Origin of the sequence: Rarobacter faecitabidus (assembly GCF_006716265.1) — a bacterium.
Classification (GTDB): Bacteria; Actinomycetota; Actinomycetes; order Actinomycetales; family Cellulomonadaceae; genus Rarobacter; species Rarobacter faecitabidus.
On sequence record NZ_VFOS01000001.1, the window covers coordinates 334325 to 351305 of the forward strand.

At 66.6% G+C, this 16981-nt stretch carries 17 protein-coding genes; 13 read left to right on the plus strand and 4 right to left on the minus strand.

Annotated elements, in window-relative coordinates; genetic code table 11:
* Positions 1 to 94 precede the first annotated feature (94 nt).
* Positions 95 to 1774: a hypothetical protein gene (locus tag FB461_RS01530; protein WP_142118304.1), complete on the plus strand. Its 1680-nt coding sequence runs from the start codon at positions 95 to 97 to the stop codon at positions 1772 to 1774.
* A 34-nt stretch (positions 1775 to 1808) separates the two neighbouring features.
* On the opposite strand, the gene msrA is transcribed toward FB461_RS01530, so the two are convergent.
* Positions 1809 to 2426, minus strand: coding sequence for a peptide-methionine (S)-S-oxide reductase MsrA (gene msrA, locus FB461_RS01535; RefSeq protein WP_142120645.1), 618 nt, complete (start codon positions 2424 to 2426; stop codon positions 1809 to 1811).
* Between the two features lie 94 nt (positions 2427 to 2520).
* On the opposite strand from msrA, the gene ilvA reads away from it, so the two are divergent.
* On the plus strand, positions 2521 to 3741 hold the full coding sequence (ilvA, locus tag FB461_RS01540; RefSeq protein WP_142118306.1) for a threonine ammonia-lyase: 1221 nt from the start codon (positions 2521 to 2523) through the stop codon (positions 3739 to 3741).
* A 10-nt stretch (positions 3742 to 3751) separates the two neighbouring features.
* Here ilvA and greA read toward each other — a convergent pair whose 3' ends face one another.
* On the minus strand, positions 3752 to 4234 hold the full coding sequence (gene greA / locus FB461_RS01545; protein WP_142118308.1) for a transcription elongation factor GreA: 483 nt from the start codon (positions 4232 to 4234) through the stop codon (positions 3752 to 3754).
* A gap of 98 nt (positions 4235 to 4332) precedes the next feature.
* Entirely contained in the window at positions 4333 to 4728 is a 396-nt protein-coding gene (locus FB461_RS01550; RefSeq protein WP_142118310.1) for a DUF4307 domain-containing protein, read from the minus strand.
* Between the two features lie 110 nt (positions 4729 to 4838).
* Between FB461_RS01550 and mca the strand changes: the two genes are divergently transcribed.
* From mca to FB461_RS01565, 3 genes are read left to right on the plus strand one after another with little or no spacing between them, the layout of a single operon-like run.
* Positions 4839 to 5888 (plus strand): mycothiol conjugate amidase Mca, encoded by a 1050-nt coding sequence (mca, locus tag FB461_RS01555; RefSeq protein WP_142118312.1) that lies wholly within the window; start codon positions 4839 to 4841, stop codon positions 5886 to 5888.
* Positions 5889 to 5893: 5 nt separating this feature from the next.
* Positions 5894 to 6238 carry a hypothetical protein gene (locus tag FB461_RS01560; protein WP_142118314.1) on the plus strand — a complete coding sequence of 115 codons (345 nt, stop codon included), beginning with the start codon at positions 5894 to 5896 and terminating at the stop codon, positions 6236 to 6238.
* Positions 6239 to 6242: 4 nt separating this feature from the next.
* On the plus strand, positions 6243 to 7049 hold the full coding sequence (locus FB461_RS01565; protein ID WP_142118316.1) for a nitrilase-related carbon-nitrogen hydrolase: 807 nt from the start codon (positions 6243 to 6245) through the stop codon (positions 7047 to 7049).
* A gap of 118 nt (positions 7050 to 7167) precedes the next feature.
* On the opposite strand, the gene trhA is transcribed toward FB461_RS01565, so the two are convergent.
* The gene (gene trhA / locus FB461_RS01570) at positions 7168 to 7854 is read right to left on the minus strand and encodes a PAQR family membrane homeostasis protein TrhA (RefSeq protein WP_142118318.1); all 687 of its coding nucleotides are present in this window, start codon (positions 7852 to 7854) and stop codon (positions 7168 to 7170) included.
* A gap of 115 nt (positions 7855 to 7969) precedes the next feature.
* On the opposite strand from trhA, the gene FB461_RS01575 reads away from it, so the two are divergent.
* The 8 genes from FB461_RS01575 (at position 7970) to FB461_RS01610 (ending at position 16874) form a co-directional block, all read left to right on the plus strand.
* Entirely contained in the window at positions 7970 to 8749 is a 780-nt protein-coding gene (locus FB461_RS01575) for an isoprenyl transferase (protein WP_142120647.1), read from the plus strand.
* A 98-nt stretch (positions 8750 to 8847) separates the two neighbouring features.
* Positions 8848 to 10074 carry an AGE family epimerase/isomerase gene (locus FB461_RS01580; RefSeq protein ID WP_142118320.1) on the plus strand — a complete coding sequence of 409 codons (1227 nt, stop codon included), beginning with the start codon at positions 8848 to 8850 and terminating at the stop codon, positions 10072 to 10074.
* Positions 10071 to 10991 carry a carbohydrate kinase family protein gene (locus FB461_RS01585; protein ID WP_142118322.1) on the plus strand — a complete coding sequence of 307 codons (921 nt, stop codon included), beginning with the start codon at positions 10071 to 10073 and terminating at the stop codon, positions 10989 to 10991. Before FB461_RS01580 ends, FB461_RS01585 begins: the two co-directional genes overlap by 4 nt.
* Positions 10992 to 11127: 136 nt before the next feature.
* The gene (locus FB461_RS01590) at positions 11128 to 12534 is read left to right on the plus strand and encodes a cystathionine beta-synthase (protein ID WP_142118324.1); all 1407 of its coding nucleotides are present in this window, start codon (positions 11128 to 11130) and stop codon (positions 12532 to 12534) included.
* Between the two features lie 15 nt (positions 12535 to 12549).
* Positions 12550 to 13749 carry a cystathionine gamma-synthase gene (locus FB461_RS01595; protein WP_142118326.1) on the plus strand — a complete coding sequence of 400 codons (1200 nt, stop codon included), beginning with the start codon at positions 12550 to 12552 and terminating at the stop codon, positions 13747 to 13749.
* Between the two features lie 313 nt (positions 13750 to 14062).
* Entirely contained in the window at positions 14063 to 15037 is a 975-nt protein-coding gene (locus tag FB461_RS01600; RefSeq protein ID WP_170222551.1) for a MetQ/NlpA family ABC transporter substrate-binding protein, read from the plus strand.
* A 68-nt stretch (positions 15038 to 15105) separates the two neighbouring features.
* Positions 15106 to 16197, plus strand: a complete 1092-nt coding sequence (locus FB461_RS01605) for a methionine ABC transporter ATP-binding protein (RefSeq protein ID WP_142118330.1) — start codon at positions 15106 to 15108, stop codon at positions 16195 to 16197.
* Entirely contained in the window at positions 16194 to 16874 is a 681-nt protein-coding gene (locus FB461_RS01610; protein ID WP_142118332.1) for a methionine ABC transporter permease, read from the plus strand. The genes FB461_RS01605 and FB461_RS01610 overlap by 4 nt, the downstream gene beginning before the upstream one ends.
* Positions 16875 to 16981 lie beyond the last annotated feature (107 nt).

Sequence of the window (16981 nt, forward strand, 5' to 3'; positions counted from 1 at the left end):
TGCCACGCTCGCCGCGTAAACCGGCGTTAGAGGACGTAGCGCGGGTGTCCCCGATCTTGAGGGGGACTAGATGCGTGGAGCCAGACTTATCGCAATGCTCGGTGCCGGCGGATTGATGATCGGGCTCGGGTTGCCGATCGCTGCAGCGGCACCCCGCGAGGATGCGCAATCCGCGGTGCCCGCGCGTCTCGCTTCCGCCATCGAGTCGCCCTTCGTGGCGCACGGAGCAGGCTCCGCCATGCTGAGCGCGACCTCGAAACCGGGGCATCGCTCTGGCGGGGATGGTGATGAAGCCGAGACGCAGGCCGCGCCGGCCAGCCAAGGGGGAGTGATGGCCGCCGGTCGCCCCGACCGAACCGCCCTCCTCGACGACACATCCTGGCCCGATTCCAGCGTCCTGAAATCCCAGACCGTCGACAAGATCGAGGTCCGTCACAGCGCGAAGGGCGTGACCGTCGCGGACATCACCTTCGAGGCGCCGCCGACGACGGCCAACCCGGTGCGGGTGGATGTCTACTTCGGCGTGTGGAACGCGAACGACTATTGCGTGTCGAAATTCGAATTGCGTATCGTTCCCGGTTCTGGGGCGCAGGGCGGGATGATGTCGGGCACGACGTGGGGCGGCGACATCAACGCGACGGTGAAGCAGTCCGGGGCGCGCGTCACCGCGACCTCCGCGGCAAACGGGCAGGTCGCCGCGGGTAACTGGAACTGCGCCGGCGCCGTTGTGGGCGTGCTGGACGCCGGGACGTGGGTGGTGGCGCAGAACGTCTATTCGGACGACCTTGCCGAGGCCTCCGTGGCAGTGGTCGATATCGCGGCACCCGTGCAGGGTGCGTTGAAGGGAAAATGGCTCGAAATACGTTTCCAGGTCGGCAATCGCGGCAAGGGGCTCGCGAAGAGCGTATCCGCGGGGCTGTCGGGCAAACATCTCACTTTCAAGAAGAAGACGATTTCCGTGGGTGACCTCTCCGACGGGAGCACGTCGCGTGCCCTCCGGGTGAAGGTAAAGCTCGGCAGTAAGAAGAAGACGACGAAACTGGTGATCTCCGTCAGAGAAGCAGGTGGGGCAACGGCCAAGCGAACGATCACCATTGTGCAAAAACCCAAACCAAAAAGATACAAGACCCTCGTCGGGCAGTATTTCTGGGGATTCGCCACGACGGACCTTAACTCGTACAGCGGCTGGGACACCCAGACGGTGCGCTTCGTCAACAAGAAATTCGTGTACGTGGGAGTCAGTAAGAACGGCAAGAAGCCGCGATGCGTGAAGAGGTCGAAATCGTGCGTGCGCTACAAGTACAACCCCAAGACGGGCAAGGTGAAGGTCGGCAAGGGCACGTTCAAAGTGACGACAGAGGGCTTCTCCGGATCGTTCGGAAAGGGCGATGCGCGCCGCTACTACGAGCCGTTGACCCTACCCAAGCGCGGCACCCGCTTCGCCGCGAATCTCCTCAACAACGACTGGTACGGCAACTGCCTGCTCACGTGTACCACAACGACCACACGCCTCTCCTTCGACAAGAAGGGCCGGTTCGTCCGATCAGGGTGGTCGATAGGCTCGTGGCCGGGGCTCGGATCGTCCTGGTCGGTCATCCCGCCGGACAAGCGGGGGACCTACAAGATCGTGAGCGCTGGGCGGATCGAGTTGCGCTTCGCGAACGGCACGAAGGAGCGGACGACGATCGGCTTCATGCGCGACGTTCGAGGCAAGGCGTCTCCGCATGGCGTGGGACTCGCACTCGGTTCGACTAACTACTACTGGGACGATTGATTTGGGGTCGGGATCGCCGCGCGCCACGCCGCCCTTAGCCGCAGGACACGCCAGTTGCGTGAACCGGGCAGTAGCCGTTCGGATTCTTCGCCAGGTACTGCTGGTGGTAGTCCTCGGCGTAGTAGAAGGGGCCGGCATCGGCCGCCCCGCGAATCTCGGTTGTAATGGCGCCGAACCCGGCCTGCGCGAGCCGCTCGGCGAAAGTCCTGCCTGTCTGTTCGGTCAGTTCCGCCTGCGCCTCGCTCGTGTAGTAGACGGCTGAACGATACTGCGTTCCCACGTCGTTCCCCTGTCGGAAGCCCTGCGTCGGGTCGTGAACCTCCCAGAAGGTTCGCAGGATCGCGGCTGCTTCCACGCGTGCCGGATCGAACGCGACGAGCACAGTCTCGGCGTGCCCGGTCCTGCCCGTGCACACTTCCTCGTACGTAGGGTTGGGAGTTATGCCGCCTTGGTATCCGACAGCGGTCGTGTAGACGCCGTCCAGTTGCCAGAACACCTTTTCCGCGCCCCAGAAGCAGCCCAGGGCTAGGTAGATCACCTCGATGCCCTCAGGCCACGGCGGGGCGATGGGCGTGCCCAGCACGGCGTGGTGCCCGGGGGAGGGCAGGACGGGGAAGTCTCGTCCCGGCAAGGCGCTCGACTGATCGACCATTCGCGCCGGTTCCCGGCGGCCGAAGATCGCGTTCCACGGGTTTTCGCTCACATTCCTAGTGTGCCACCGGTCGGGTTCGGTAGTGTCGTGAGACATGAGCGCCACGCCCGCCCCCTCTGGGGCGACTGACCCGATAGCCTCAGCCGCCCGTGTGCTGCGCGGCGTGGCGGGGAGAACGCCGCTGGCTTATTCCCGCGCGCTAAGTGAATTGGTCGGCGTCCCGGTGTGGCTCAAGTGCGAGAATCTCCAGCGCACGGGCTCGTTCAAGATCCGCGGCGCGTACACGCGCATGGCCGGGCTTTCAGCGGACGAGCGCTCCCGCGGCGTCTTAGCGGCCAGCGCCGGCAATCACGCGCAGGGTGTTGCCCTCGCCGCGGCGGAACTGGGCATCAGTGCCACGATCTACATGCCCACCGATGCGGCCCTGCCCAAGATCGCGGCCACGTCCGCCTACGGAGCCGAGGTCCGGCTCACGGGCGATTCGGTCGCGGACGCGCTCGCCGCAGCGGCTATCGAAGCCGACGAGACCGGCAAGGTGTTCATTCATCCGTTCGATCATCCCGATGTCGTGGCCGGGCAGGGCACCGTCGCGCTCGAGATCCTGGAACAGCTCCCGGGCGTGGCGACGATCGTCAGCCCCGTCGGCGGGGGCGGCTTGCTGGCCGGCATCGTGCAGGCGGTGACGACGCGCGGTCTGACCACCCGCGTGGTGGGGGTGCAGGCGGCGCAGTTCGCCTCGTGGCCGCCGTCCGTGGCGAGCGCCGCGCCGGTTACGGTCGAGGGTCGTTCGACGATGGCCGATGGAATCGCGGTCGCCCGGCCCGGGGATGTTCCGTTCGCCGTTGCGCACGGTCGCGCCGATATCGTGACCGTCGAGGAGGAGGACATCTCCCGCGCACTGCTGCACCTGCTCGAACGATCAAAATTCGTCGTGGAGCCGGCCGGGGCCGTCGGAGTGGCCGCGCTGCTTGCCCGGCCCGAGCAGTTCGCGCGCGGGCCGGTGTGCGTGGTGCTATCGGGCGGAAACGTCGACCCAACCGTACTGCTGCGCGTCATCCGGCACGGTCTCGTCGCGGCCGGGCGCTACCTCAATCTCCGGGTGCGGCTCATCGACCGGCCGGGAGCCCTCGCCTCGCTGGTGGTGGAACTAGCGCGCGATGGCGGCAACGTGATGCACGTCGATCACGTCCGCACCGGCCCGGATCTGGCGATCGATGAGGTCGAGGTGATCTTCCAGGTGGAAACCAAAGGCCCCGAACACTGCCAGGAACTCCTGGCGAGTCTTCGGGGCCGCGGTTATCGAATCGTGGACTAGGCGCGTCTCCCTAGCCGGTGAACGGCTTCGCGTCCTTGATCTCCACGGGAATCTGGTTGCCGTTCGGGGCCGTGTATGTGGTCGATTCACCGACGCGCTTGCCGTCGATGGCTTCACCCAGCGGTGAGGTCGGCGAGAACACGCTGACGTCCGTGGTCTCGGAGATCTCGCGAGAGCCCAGCAGGAAGACCATTTCCTTGCCGTTTACGAGCGCGGTGACCAGCATTCCGGGCTCGACCACGCCGTCATCGGGCGGCGTTCCGACCTGTGCGGTGCGTAGCTTCTCGGCGAGTTCGCGAATGCGGGCTTCGTTCTTGCCCTGCTCCTCGCGCGCGGCGTGGTATCCGCCGTTCTCCTTCAGGTCCCCCTCGTCGCGTGCGGCAGCAATGCGGCGGGTGATCTCGTCGCGAATCGGACCTTTTAGGTTCTCCAGCTCGGCACTGAGTTTGTCGAATGCCTCTTGGGTCAGCCAAGTACCTGATGAGTTGGGCACGGCGGCCTCCCTTCGTTGTGCATGTAGGCACCGGGGTGCCTAACGTTTAGCCTGTAGGCGCCAGGGCGCATGAACTTGCCATCATACAACAGCGAGTCTCACTGCGAGAGGCAATACTTCACGACTGCGGTGACGGCCCTCTCGGTCGTAGGTATCGTCGTCGTGAACTGCTGCTTTTCGGCCGTCGCGGGGCCGAATTCGAGTTCCTGATAGCCCACCTGGAGGAAATTGTGCGATAGCGCCTCGGCAACGCAGGTGACCGCGGCGTTCTTTGGTTTCGTCAGGTTGAAGGTCAGTGAAACCGATTCCGAGCCGTTGATGGTGAAGGAGACCTCGTCCGCGGCGACCGATGAATTCTCGTTACCGAAGGCGAACCACGCCGCCACCCCGATCCCGATGGCGAGGATGATTCCCGCGATCAGCCGTTGCCGCGGGCCCAGCCAGCGCGTAGAGGCGGCCGCTTCGGCGTCCTCGACTTCGTTGAACTCGTGCATCGCTCACCCTTTCGAGAATTGACGAGAATTGACTGGTCTTTTAAGTGTCCCACCCGACAAGAGGGCGAACGCGTCCCCGAGCCTGAGATAATCGAGGGAGTCAGAACCGCATGGAGGTAATGGTGGCGCCAGTTCGCAGAATCTTGGCCGTTCACGCCCATCCCGATGACGAATCGAGCAAGGGCGCCGCGACCACGGCTCGCTATGCGAGCGAGGGGGTGGACGTCCTGGTCGTGAGCTGCACGGGCGGCGAGCGAGGTGACGTGCTCAACCCCGCCTTCGCGCCGGTCGATGGCGGGCTCGAGGCCATGCGCGAGGTTCGTAGGCACGAGATGGCAGCGGCGGCCGCCGCGCTGGGGGTCGGCCACCGCTGGCTCGGCTTCGTCGACTCCGGTCTGCCGCAGGGTGATCCGTTGCCGCCGCTTCCGGTGGGTTCCTTCGCGGCGGGCGATCTGCGCGAGCAGACCGCCGCGCTCGTTCGCGTGATACGGGAGTTCCGGCCCCACGTGGTGACGACGTACGACCCAATGGGGGGATATCCGCACCCCGACCATATTCGCTCGCACCAGGTCGCGGTGGCCGCCTTCCTCCTGGCGGGCGACGCCGAGCAATTCGCGGACGCAGGGGAGCCCTGGGCTCCGCTTAAGCTCTACTACAACCACGACTTCTCGCTCGAACGCTCCAAGGTGCTCCACGAGGCGATGCTGGACGCCGGACTCGATTCGCCCTACGGCCCGTGGATCGAACTCCGGGAGGAGTGGGCCATCCACGAACGGCCGGTCACCACCCGCATCGCCGTCGAGGACCATTACGATGCACGCGATGGCGCATTGCTCGCGCACGCGAGTCAGATCGACCCGAACGGCTTCTTCTTCGCGGTGCCGCGCGAACTCGAATCGAGGATCTGGCCGTGGGAGGAGTACGAGCTCGCCGCGGCGCGGGTCCAGATCACCTTGCCCGAGGTGGACCTGTTCGCCGGGATCGACGCGCTGGCCAGCGACGATGAGTTGCAGGAAGCGGCGCGAGGCCGGGATGTCAGCGTGGCAGGCTACGAAGAGCTGGGCGATCCGCTCTCGACACTGTTCGGGGCGGACGATCCGCTAGCCGCCGCGGCGAAAACCACCAGTGCGCTCGAATCCGATCAGAACCAAGGAAAGTGACCATCATGCTGAACGAGATTACGGGGCGCCTGCTGGCCGCCTCCCAATCGCCTGCTCCCGTCCTGCGCGGAGAGCTCAAGGACTCGGACATCGCTCCGGGTGTGGTGGGCTTCCTGGTCACGTTCGCCATCGTCTGCGCGGGCATCGTGCTGATGGTCTCGCTTTCCCGTCGCATTCGCCGCATCCACCACGCCGACCACGCGAATCACACCACGAGCGCTACGTTCCTGCCGGATGGTTCGCTGGCGGCACCCCCGGGCGCTGCCGCGCCGTCGAGCATGGACGTCTCAGCCAGGCTGGAGCAGACACCGCCAGGGACCAGCGGGGCGCCCGGGGCAGGTCGCGGCTGACATCATGCGATTCCTCGTCGCGCAGACCGCCGGTTCGGACGTTCCCGCCGTAAATATCGCCGCGCTCGAGGACGCTGCGGTACGGGCCGGAACCGAGAAGGCCGACCTACTCGTCCTGCCCGAGTACGCCAGCGGATTCGACCCGGCTGGTGTTGGATCGGCGCAGGCGCAGCTCCTCGACGGCCCCTACGTGACGCGCATGCGCGAACTGTCGAGGCGGCACGCCGTCTGGATCGCCGCCGGGGTCGCGACCTGCCCCGACCTAGTCGGGGCGGCAGATGGCGCCCGCCCACGCAACACGATCGTCGTGACAGACCCGGCCGGAACGATCGCTGGCACGTACGACAAGGTGCACCTCTACGACGCTTTCGGGGCGCGCGAATCGGACCGGCTCACGGCTGGCGATCCGGCTGCCACGCCCACGGTCATCTCGATCGCCGACGTTCGGGTGGGCATCATCACGTGCTACGACCTGCGTTTCCCCGAATCTGCCAGACGCGTGATCGATGCGGGCGGAGAAATCGTCCTCGTGCCGGCGGCATGGGCCAGCGGGCCGGGGAAACTCAGCCACTGGGAAACCCTGGCGCGGGCCCGGGCGATAGAGAACGTCGCCGTGGTGGCCGCCGTCGGCCTCGCGGGGCAGGCGGTGACGGGGAATTCACTCGTTGTCGCCCCAGATGGCGAGGTTCGTGCGCGGCTTGGCGACGAGCCCGGCTTCCTCGCGTATTCGGTGGCTGCGGACGAGATCCGCGCCGCGCGACTGCGCAATCCGTCGCTCGCCGCCCGCAAGTACCGGGTCGAACCGCTCTAGCTGGATTTTCCCGTCGGGCTGACGCGTCGGATGCCCGGGTTTCGTGCGTTTGCGCCCGTTCAAGCGCCCGCACGCGAACAACGAGCCCGCCAACGATTTCGGCGGAAGTTGGGCGGCCCTAGCGCAGCGCCACGGCCGCGATCATGATGGCCGTGGCGTGGCACGCGAACGCGATGAGCGTGAACAGGTGGAATATCTCGTGGAAGCCGAACCAGCGCGGCAGGGGATTCGGCCGCTTCAGCCCGTAGACGACCGCGCCGAGCGTATAGGCGAGGCCGCCCGCGATGATCAGCCACACGACCGCCTCACCGCCCCCGCGCGCGAAGGCCGGTAGGTAGATGACGGCAACCCAACCCAGTGCGATGTAGATCGGGACGTAGAGCCAGCGTGGGGCGCCGATCCACAGCACGCGGGCGAGCAAGCCGATCAGGGCACCGGACCAGATCACCGACAGCAGGATGATCATTGGCTTGCGATCCAGGAGCAGGACGGCGAGCGGGGTGTAGGTGCCGGCGATCAGCAGGAAGATGTTCGAATGATCGAGTCGGCGCAGGACGGCCTTGGTGCGCACCGACCAGTGGCCCAGGTGGTACGTCGCCGAAGTGCTGAACAGCATGACGGAGGTGAGCGCGAAGATGGCGCTCGCGACCTTTCCGGCGATGGTGGGCGTGAGGCAAATCAGCACGATGCCGACGACGAGCGCCAGCGGCGCGGCGGCGGCATGCAGCCAGCCGCGCAATCGCGGTTTGATCGGTTGGGGATCGATCGTCGTCACCACGGGTAGCTCCAAAGTCGCTGATCTCACGGACCTAACCTACGGTACCGTAACTTACGGTACGTTTCACGGCGGCTCGGGTAACCTGGTCCCCGTGAGTTCAGCAGATAGCGAGCGCGGCCGGACGGTGCCGCGGTCGCAGCGCATGGTGAGGCAGATCGGGCGCTTGCCCAGCCCGCTGTACCGCGCCTACGAGCGCAGGCTGCTCGGGACGCTGTCCACCAGTCGGATGCCTCGTCACGTCGGCGTCATTCTCGACGGCAACCGCCGCTGGGCGCGCGCGTTCGGCGAGCCGGCGATGACCGGACACCGCAGGGGCGCCGACAAGATCGCGGAGTTCCTGTCGTGGTGCGAGGAACTCGACATCGAGCTCGCAACGCTGTGGATGCTGTCCACGGACAACCTCAGCCGCTCGAGCGATGAGCTCACGGACCTCCTCGTGATCATCGAGGAGACCATCCGCGACCTCGCCGAGGTCGGTCGATGGCGGCTGCGTGTCGTGGGCCGGCTCGAGCTCCTGCCCGAATCGGTTGCGGCCGCCCTGCGCGAGGCGCAGCGGGCCACGGCGGGAATCACGGACGGACTGCAGGTCAACGTCGCTGTCGGCTACGGCGGACGCCACGAGATTGCCGATGCCGTGCGCGCCGCGCTTCGCGAGCGCCTGGCGAACGGCGAGGACCTTGCCTCTGTTGCGGAATGCCTCGATGTCGAGGACATCGCCGCGCACCTATACACTCGTGGCCAGCCCGATCCGGATCTCGTCATCCGGACCTCGGGGGAGCAGCGGCTCAGCGGCTTTCTCATGTGGCAGTCTGCCCACTCGGAATTCTATTTCTGTGAGGCATACTGGCCGGAATTCCGCCGCGTGGACTTCCTCAGGGCACTGAGGTCCTATTCCGAGCGGGAACGCCGTCTGGGAAGGTAGTGCTCTGAGGTAGTAGCGTGGGACTGACAACGTTGTAGGTGATCGTCCGGCGTCGGTGCCAGGCACGAAGATCACAATCCAGATAGAGGTAACAATCGATGCAACCGTGGTACGACCTTGCCAGCCACCGTCAATGGCTGCAGGGGGAGACGGTCAATCTTCTCGACTTCGGACGTAACGTCGTTCACCCCGATGGTGGCGCCGGGGTTCTCGATGACAATGGTCAGCCGATTCTGGACCAGCCGGTGTACACCTGGATCAGTTGCCGCATGGTTCACGTGTACTCGATTGGCGCGTTGCTCGGCCTGCCCGGTTCGAAGCCCGTGGCGCAGAACGTCCTCGACGGGCTGTCGACGCGTCTGCGGGACGCCGATGGCGGCGGGTGGTTCTCGTCCATCGGCGCCGATGGGCCAGAGGCCGACAAGTCCGCCTACGCCCACGCGTTCGTCCTGCTGGCGGGAACCTCCGCCACGCGCGCAGGACTCGAAGGGGGGCGCGAACTCCTCGACGATGCCATCGCGGTCTTCGAAAAGTACTTCTGGGACGAGCAGGCCGGCAAGCTCGTCGACACCTGGAACACCGACTTCTCCGAGCTCGACCCCTACCGCGGCATAAACGCCAATATGCACGGCGTCGAGGCGATGCTGGCGGTTGCCGACGTCACCGAAGACCCGATCTGGCTACTGCGCGCGCAGCGCGTTGTCGACTTCGTGATCGACCAGGCCAAGGGCCACGATTGGCAGATTCCGGAGCACTATGATGCGACCTGGGTCCCGCTTCTCGACTACAACGATGACCGCCGCGACGATCAGTTCAAGCCGTACGGCGTGACCATCGGCCACTCGCTCGAGTGGGCTCGGCTGATCCTGCACCTGGAGGCATCGCTCGACAAGCTCGGTCTGCCGCACGGCGACTTCCTGGACGCTTCCCGCAGCCTCTTCCGGGCGGCCGTTGACAAGGGATGGCACGTGGACGGGGAACCCGGGTTCGTCTACACGACCGACTGGGAGGGCGTCCCCGTGGTCCGCGGCCGCATGCACTGGGTCGCCGCCGAGGGCGTCGGTGCGGCCGCTGCGCTGTGGCACCGCACGCACGAGGACGAGTACGCCGAGGTGTACGCCGCGTGGTGGGACTACATCGATGTCCACCTGATCGACCACGAGCGCGGATCCTGGTTCCACGAACTCGACGTTGAAAACGTTCCGGCGGCGATCGTCTGGCCCGGCAAGCCCGACCTGTATCACGCGGTGCAGGCGACGCTGATCCCGCGCCTGCCCCTGACGCCGTCGCTCGCCAGCGCGATTGCCGAGGGACTGATCAAATGAGCAACGACGGTCTGCTGATCATCGGCGAGGCACTCATCGACGTGGTGCATCGCCTCGACGGTTCCGTGGACGAGGTTCCCGGCGGCTCTCCCGCGAACGTCGCCATCACCCTGGGACGGCTCGGCCGCACCCCGCACCTGCTGACCTGGGTCGGTGACGATGCCGCTGGCCAGCGGATTGCGCAGTGGCTGCGAGCGTCCGGCGTCGTGGTCGAGCCGAGTTCGTTCGGGTCCGACCACACGTCGACCGCGACGGCCGTGCTCGGGGAGGACGGCGGGGCCCGGTACATCTTCGACATCGACTGGAACATCCCGGCGGATGTCGATCTGTCCGGCATCGGACACGTGCACGTCGGGTCGATCGGGGCGGTGCTGGAGCCCGCCGCCGGTCCGCTCTATGACCTGCTTTCGGCGCTCAAGGTTGCGGGCGCGACCATCTCCTACGACCCGAACGCGCGACCCGCGATCATGGAGGCGCCCGAGATTACGGCCCGCAAGTTCGCGCGGCTCGTCGCCATCAGCGACGTCGTAAAGGTGTCCGACGAGGATCTCGAGTGGGTCGCCCCCGGCGAATCCTACGAGGACGTTGCGCGACGCTGGGCGGCTTCCGGCCCCGGACTCGTCATCGTCACTCGCGGCGGCTCCGGCGCGCTGGCATTCACCGAGGAGGCGAACTTCGAGGTCGATGGCGTGAGCGTCGAGGTGGTCGACACGGTGGGGGCCGGCGACACCTTCATGGGCGCGCTGATCGACGGTCTGCTGAGCGCCGGCGCGCTGGGCTACGGCCACCAGGGTGCGGTCAAGACGATCGATCACGAGGCGCTCGTGGCGGTGCTGAATCGCTGCGCCAGGGCAGCCGCGGTGACGGTCTCGCGCCCGGGGGCGGACCCGCCCACGCTGGCCGAGTTGGACGGCTGACCACCTCGCCCGATCCCGCTCCATCGGCTGCGGCTAAGTCCGGAACGCTCGGGCGGTTGTTCCGGGCCGACTCGGCGAGCGCGTCCGCTCCGTGGCACTTTCGATTTTCTTGCGAGGGAGTCGGTACGGTGGAGGAATGAAATACGCCGAGCACATTTCGGAACTCGTCGGTTCGACGCCGCTGGTTCGCCTGAACGCGGTGTCGATGGGACTCAGCGCGACCATTCTCGCGAAGGTCGAATACCTGAACCCCGGCGGCTCGGTCAAGGACCGCATCGCGGAGCGGATCATCGAGGCTGCCGAACGATCGGGTCAGCTCCGCCCGGGCGGCACGATCATCGAGCCCACGTCGGGCAACACCGGCGTTGGCCTGGCCATGGTCGCTCAGCGCAAGGGCTACGACTGCATCTTCGTCTGCCCGGACAAGGTCAGCCAGGACAAGCAGGACGTGCTGCGGGCGTATGGCGCCGAGGTCGTGGTTACGCCTACCGCCGTCGCGCCCGACGACCCCAATTCGTACTACTCGGTGTCGGATCGACTCGTCACCGAGATTCCCGGCGCCTACAAGCCGGACCAGTACTCGAACCCCAACGGTCCCGCCAGCCACTTCGCCACGACTGGCCCGGAGATCTGGGCCGATACCGATGGCCGGGTCACGCACTTCGTGGCCGGCGTGGGCACTGGCGGAACGATAACCGGCACCGGGCGCTACCTGCGCGAGGTATCGAGGGACCGCGATGCGGAACTCGGCGGCGAGGTGCAGGTCGTCGGCATCGATCCACTGGGGTCGGTCTATTCGGGGGGCACGGGTCGGCCGTACCTGGTCGAGGGCGTGGGCGAGGACTTCTGGCCGAAGGCGTACGATCCGGCTGTGCCGCACGAGATCATCGCGGTCAGTGATTCCGAGTCGTTCGACGTTACGCGCCGCCTCGCGATCGAGGAGGCGCTGCTCGTCGGCGGATCGTCCGGCATGGCCGTGGCGGGCGCGCTCAAACTCGCTGAGCGGTTGGAGGACGAGGACCCGCAGGCCGCGGCCCGCGCCGTGATCGTGGTCCTGCTGCCGGATTCTGGCCGAGGCTACCTGTCGAAGATCTTCAATGACTCGTGGATGCGCAGCTACGGCTTCCTGCTCGCGCAGGGCGAATCCACGGTGGGCGGCGTGCTCAGAGCGAAGACAGGTGACCTGCCGGACCTGGTGCACACGCACCCGGGCGAGACGGTCCGAGACGCGATCGAGATTCTGCGCGAGTACGGCGTCTCGCAGATCCCGGTCGTCAGCGCCGAGCCGCCCGTGGTCGTCGGCGAGGTTGTTGGCTCCGTCACCGAACGCGACCTGCTCGACGCGGTGTTCGCGGATGGCGCGGCACTGAGCGAGCGCGTTGGCCGATTCATGGGGCCGTCCCTGCGGCAGATCGGCTCGAGCGAGTCGGTCGCCAACCTGCAATCGGTGCTGCAGGACCAGGATGCCGTCCTGGTCATCGAAGAGGGCATGCCCATCGGCGTGCTCACACGCCACGATCTGCTGGGGTACCTCGGGGCGTAAACGTAGTTGAGGGTAATGAGGGAGCGGGACAAGATGTCTGGATTTGCGACCAGGGCGATTCACGAGGGCCAGGAGCCCGATCCGTCAACGGGGGCGGTCATTCCGCCGCTGTATCTTTCATCCACCTACGCCCAGGAGCGCGTGGGCGAGATGAGGGCGGGCTACGACTATGCGCGCGCGGGTCACCCGACTCGCACGGCCTTCGAATCCGTGCTGACCGCCCTCGAAGGCGGCGAGGCGACGTACAGCTTCGCATCCGGACTTGCGGCCGAAGACGCATTGCTGCGCGCCGTGCTGCGACCGGGCGATCACATCGTCATCCCCAGTGACGCCTATGGCGGGACTTACCGGTTGCTTTCCAGGATCTACGGCGAGTGGGGCATCGAGCTCACGGCGGCGAACTCGTCCAACCCCGACGAGGTGGCGAGCGCCATCCGGCCGGGTCAGACCAAGCTCGTGTGGGTCGAGACCCCCTCCAACCCGCTCCTGGGGATCGCCGATATCGCCGCGATCGCGGCGATATCGAAGGACGCAGGGGCGCTGCTCGTCGTCGACAACACCTTCGCCACGCCCGCGCTGCAGCGCCCGCTGGAGTTCGGGGCGGACGCCGTGGTGCATTCGACGACGAAGTACATCGGTGGGCACTCGGACGTGATCGGCGGCGCCGTGGTCATCGGCCGCGGCGTCGAGCTGACCGACGGACGTAACGGCGGGACGGGCACCCCGTCCGTCGCGGACGCCGTGAAGTTCCAGCAGTTCGCTGCGGGCGCGGGGCAGGGCCCGCTCGACCTCTACCTGACCCACCGCGGCATCAAGACGCTCGACGTTCGCATGGCGCGGCACAGCGAGAACGCCGCGGTGGTCGCCGATGCCCTCGTCGAGTGGCTGGGGGCGGATCGGGTCCTGTATCCCGGTCTCGCGGGCCACCCCGGCCACGAGATCGCCGCGCGTCAGATGTCGAGCTTCGGCGGCATGGTGTCGTTCCTCGCCGGCTCGCCCGAGCGGGCCCGCCGCATCGTGGAATCGACCAAGGTCTTCACGCTGGCGGAATCACTTGGCGGCGTGGAATCGCTCATCGAATACCCGTACGCGATGACGCACGCATCCGTCGTGGGATCGCAACTCGAGGTGCCGCATGACCTAGTGCGAGTCTCCGTGGGCATCGAGACCGTCGCAGACCTGGTCGCCGATCTGGAGCAGGCCATCGCGAAATAGTGGGATGTTTCGGATCATGAGACGCATTTCCGCTGCGCCATGGATGCCGCAACCATGGACATGTGAGCACAAGCAACGACACGGCAGCTAACGCCATTGCATCCTCGGCCGTCAGCGACCGCCGAATGTGTCGCTGCGCGGGCACGATGCCCTGATCCAGGCGCTGACGGTGTGGCGGCGGATCTTCGTCGCGGCACCCACGCCGGGCACGGCCCTCACGCGCCGCGCCAAGACAATGCTCTAACTCGGACCCCATTGGCCCACCGGCACCGGCGTCCATACCCTTACCATTCCAACACCCCAGGAGATCATTGTGAAAAACCTCCGTAAATCAATCGGAATAGCCGCGATTGCCATCGCCGCATCGCTGACCCTCGGCGCGTGCAGCAGCGCATCGACATCTACGCCAGCCACTCCCGCCCCCAGCGACTCGGCGACGCAGAAGCCCGCGGACGGAGGCTTCGCAGCTCCCGGTGACGACGACAAGGGCGGCAAGAACAACCCCGTCAAGATCGGCGTGGTCGGAGCTAGCGGTCCGCAGTGGGCGACCCTTGAGAGCCTTGCGAACGAGAACGGAATCTACCTCGATCTCGTGGACTTCACCGACTACCAGCAGCCGAACCCGCAGCTCGACGCCGGCGATCTCGACCTGAACCAGTTCCAGCACATCCTGTTCCTCGCGCAGTACAACAACGAGTCGGGATCGGACCTCGCGGCGATTGGTTCGACAGCGATCTACCCGCTCGGCCTCTACTCGCAGGACTACGACTCGGTCGACGCGATCCCGGATGGCTCGAAGATCGCGGTGCCGAACGACGGCACCAACCAGGCCCGCGCGCTCGGCGTACTGCAGTCCGCAGGTCTGATCACCCTCAACTCCGGCGTTGGCGCGCTGGTTGCCACGCCGGAGGACATCGACACCGCCACCTCACGCGTCGAGGTCGTGCCGGTGGCGGCGGACCAGACGGCTCGTTCGCTCGCGGACAAGCAGATCGCTGGCGCCATCATCAACAACGACTACGTGGCCGACACCGGCCTGGAGCCCACAGCTGCCATCGCGAAGGACGACCCGGCGGCCGACGCGTCGAAGCCCTTCATCAACATCTGGGCCTCCCGCGCGCAGGACGCGACCAACCCGGTCTACCTCAAGCTCGTCGAGCTCGCGCAGACCGCAGAGGTTGAGGCAGACTTGCAGGAGAACTCGGGCGGTACGGCAGTGCTCGTCCACTCGACTCCGGAAGAACTCGCGGCTTACCTGGCGGACGCGCGGAGCCAACTGAAGTCCTGACCCCTCGATGGCGGTGCGCCTCGGCCTGGCGGCCGGGGCACACCGCCATCTCGAGCGAGAGGTGACACATGCCCGCTATCAGTCAACCGGCACCGCCGGACGCGGCGTTCATCGACATCAGAGGCGTCACCAAGTCGTTCGCCAAGGGCAGCATACGAGCGGTCGACGACGTGAGCGTGACGATCGATCGTGGTGACATCTTCGGCTTCATCGGCTACTCCGGTGCGGGTAAGTCGACACTGGTACGCCTCATCAACGCCCTCGAAGTACCCGATTCGGGCACAGTCAGCGTCGCGGGCCGCGTCGTGTCGCGGGCGAAGGAATCCGAGCTGCGCGAGATCCGCCGCGACATCGGCATGATCTTTCAGCATTTCAACCTGTTCAACGCGAGGACTGTCGCGGCCAACGTCGCCTACCCGCTCAAACTCGCGAACTGGCCCGCCAAGGAGCGAGCGGCGCGCGTGGCGGAACTGCTCGCATTCGTCGGGATCTCCGACAAGGCCAAGGCGTATCCCGCTCAGCTCTCCGGCGGGCAGAAGCAGCGCGTCGGCATCGCCCGCGCCCTGGCTACTTCGCCCCAGGTTCTCCTCGCCGACGAGGCCACGAGCGCGCTCGATCCCGAGACGACCCGAGAAGTGCTCGAGCTCCTGCGCAAGGTCAACGAGGACCTCGGGATCACGGTCGTGCTCATCACCCACTCGATGACCGTCGTGCAGCACCTGTGCACGCGCGTCGCGGTCATGGAGAAGGGCCGCGTCGTCGAGTCCGGGGACGCGCATTCGCTGCTGTCGAACCCCCGGCATCCCGCGACCCGCCGGTTCGTCCAGTCGGCCCTTCACGATCGACCCTCGGAGCAGGTCGTGGCCTCCATCCGGCAGCGCCATGCGGGGCGGCTCGTCGTCGTCAGCCTGGCGGGAGGCGGCGAGAGCGGTCTGGACCTGAGCGGCCTGGCCGCGCCCGCCACAGTGGTGTACGGCGGGGTCGGTGAGGTCACGGATCGGCCCTTCGGTTCGCTCACGCTCGCGCTCGGTGGGGACGAGGTCTCCGCCGCGCGCGCCGTGGAGCAGTTGCGCCAGCGTGCGACCGTCACCGACCTGGGCACGGCATCGAAGCCGCAGCTCGATCCGGCCTGGTCGATCTCCGAGGAGGGCGACCAATGACCTCGCTAGCCGTGAATCAGTGGGACTGGGACCGCCACACGCCCCAGTTCGTGGAGGCGATCCAGCAGACCCTGCAGATGGTGTCCATCAGCCTCCTCATCGGCGGGGCGCTCGGCCTCATCCTCGGGTTGGCCGTGTACGCCACGCGGCGCGGCGGCCTGTTCCAGAACCGGGTGATCTACGCGATCATCAACTTCCTGATCAACTTCATCCGACCCATTCCGTTCATCATCTTCCTCGCCGCCATCCGCCCGCTCACGCAGACCGTGATGGGAACCGGGCTGGGGACGCGGGCGATGATCTTCCCGATGGCGATCATGTGCACCGTCGCCACCGCGCGCATCGTCGAGCAGAACCTCGTGGCGACACCACCCGGCGTCGTGGAGGCTGGTCGCGCGATGGGCGCCTCGCGCCTGCACGTACTCCTGCGCATCGTGGTTCCCGAGTCGCTCGGCCCCCTGGTGCTGGGCTACGCGTTCCTGTTCGTCGGGGTGGTCGACATGTCAGCCATGGCCGGCATGATCGGTGGCGGCGGGCTGGGTGCCTTCGCGATCCAGTGGGGTTACCAGAAGTACAACGATCTGGTCACCTGGGTGGCGGTCGGTGCGATCATCATCATCGTGCAGATCGTTCAGGGGGTGGGCAACGGGCTCGCGCGCAAACTCATCCGCCACTAGGCGCGCGCTACCCGCCCGCGTCCCGGCGCTACCCGCCCGCGTCCACCGCGCTTCATCGTCTGCGGTCGCTACTCTCGTGTGCGGCGACGCGACGGGCGCGAACGAAC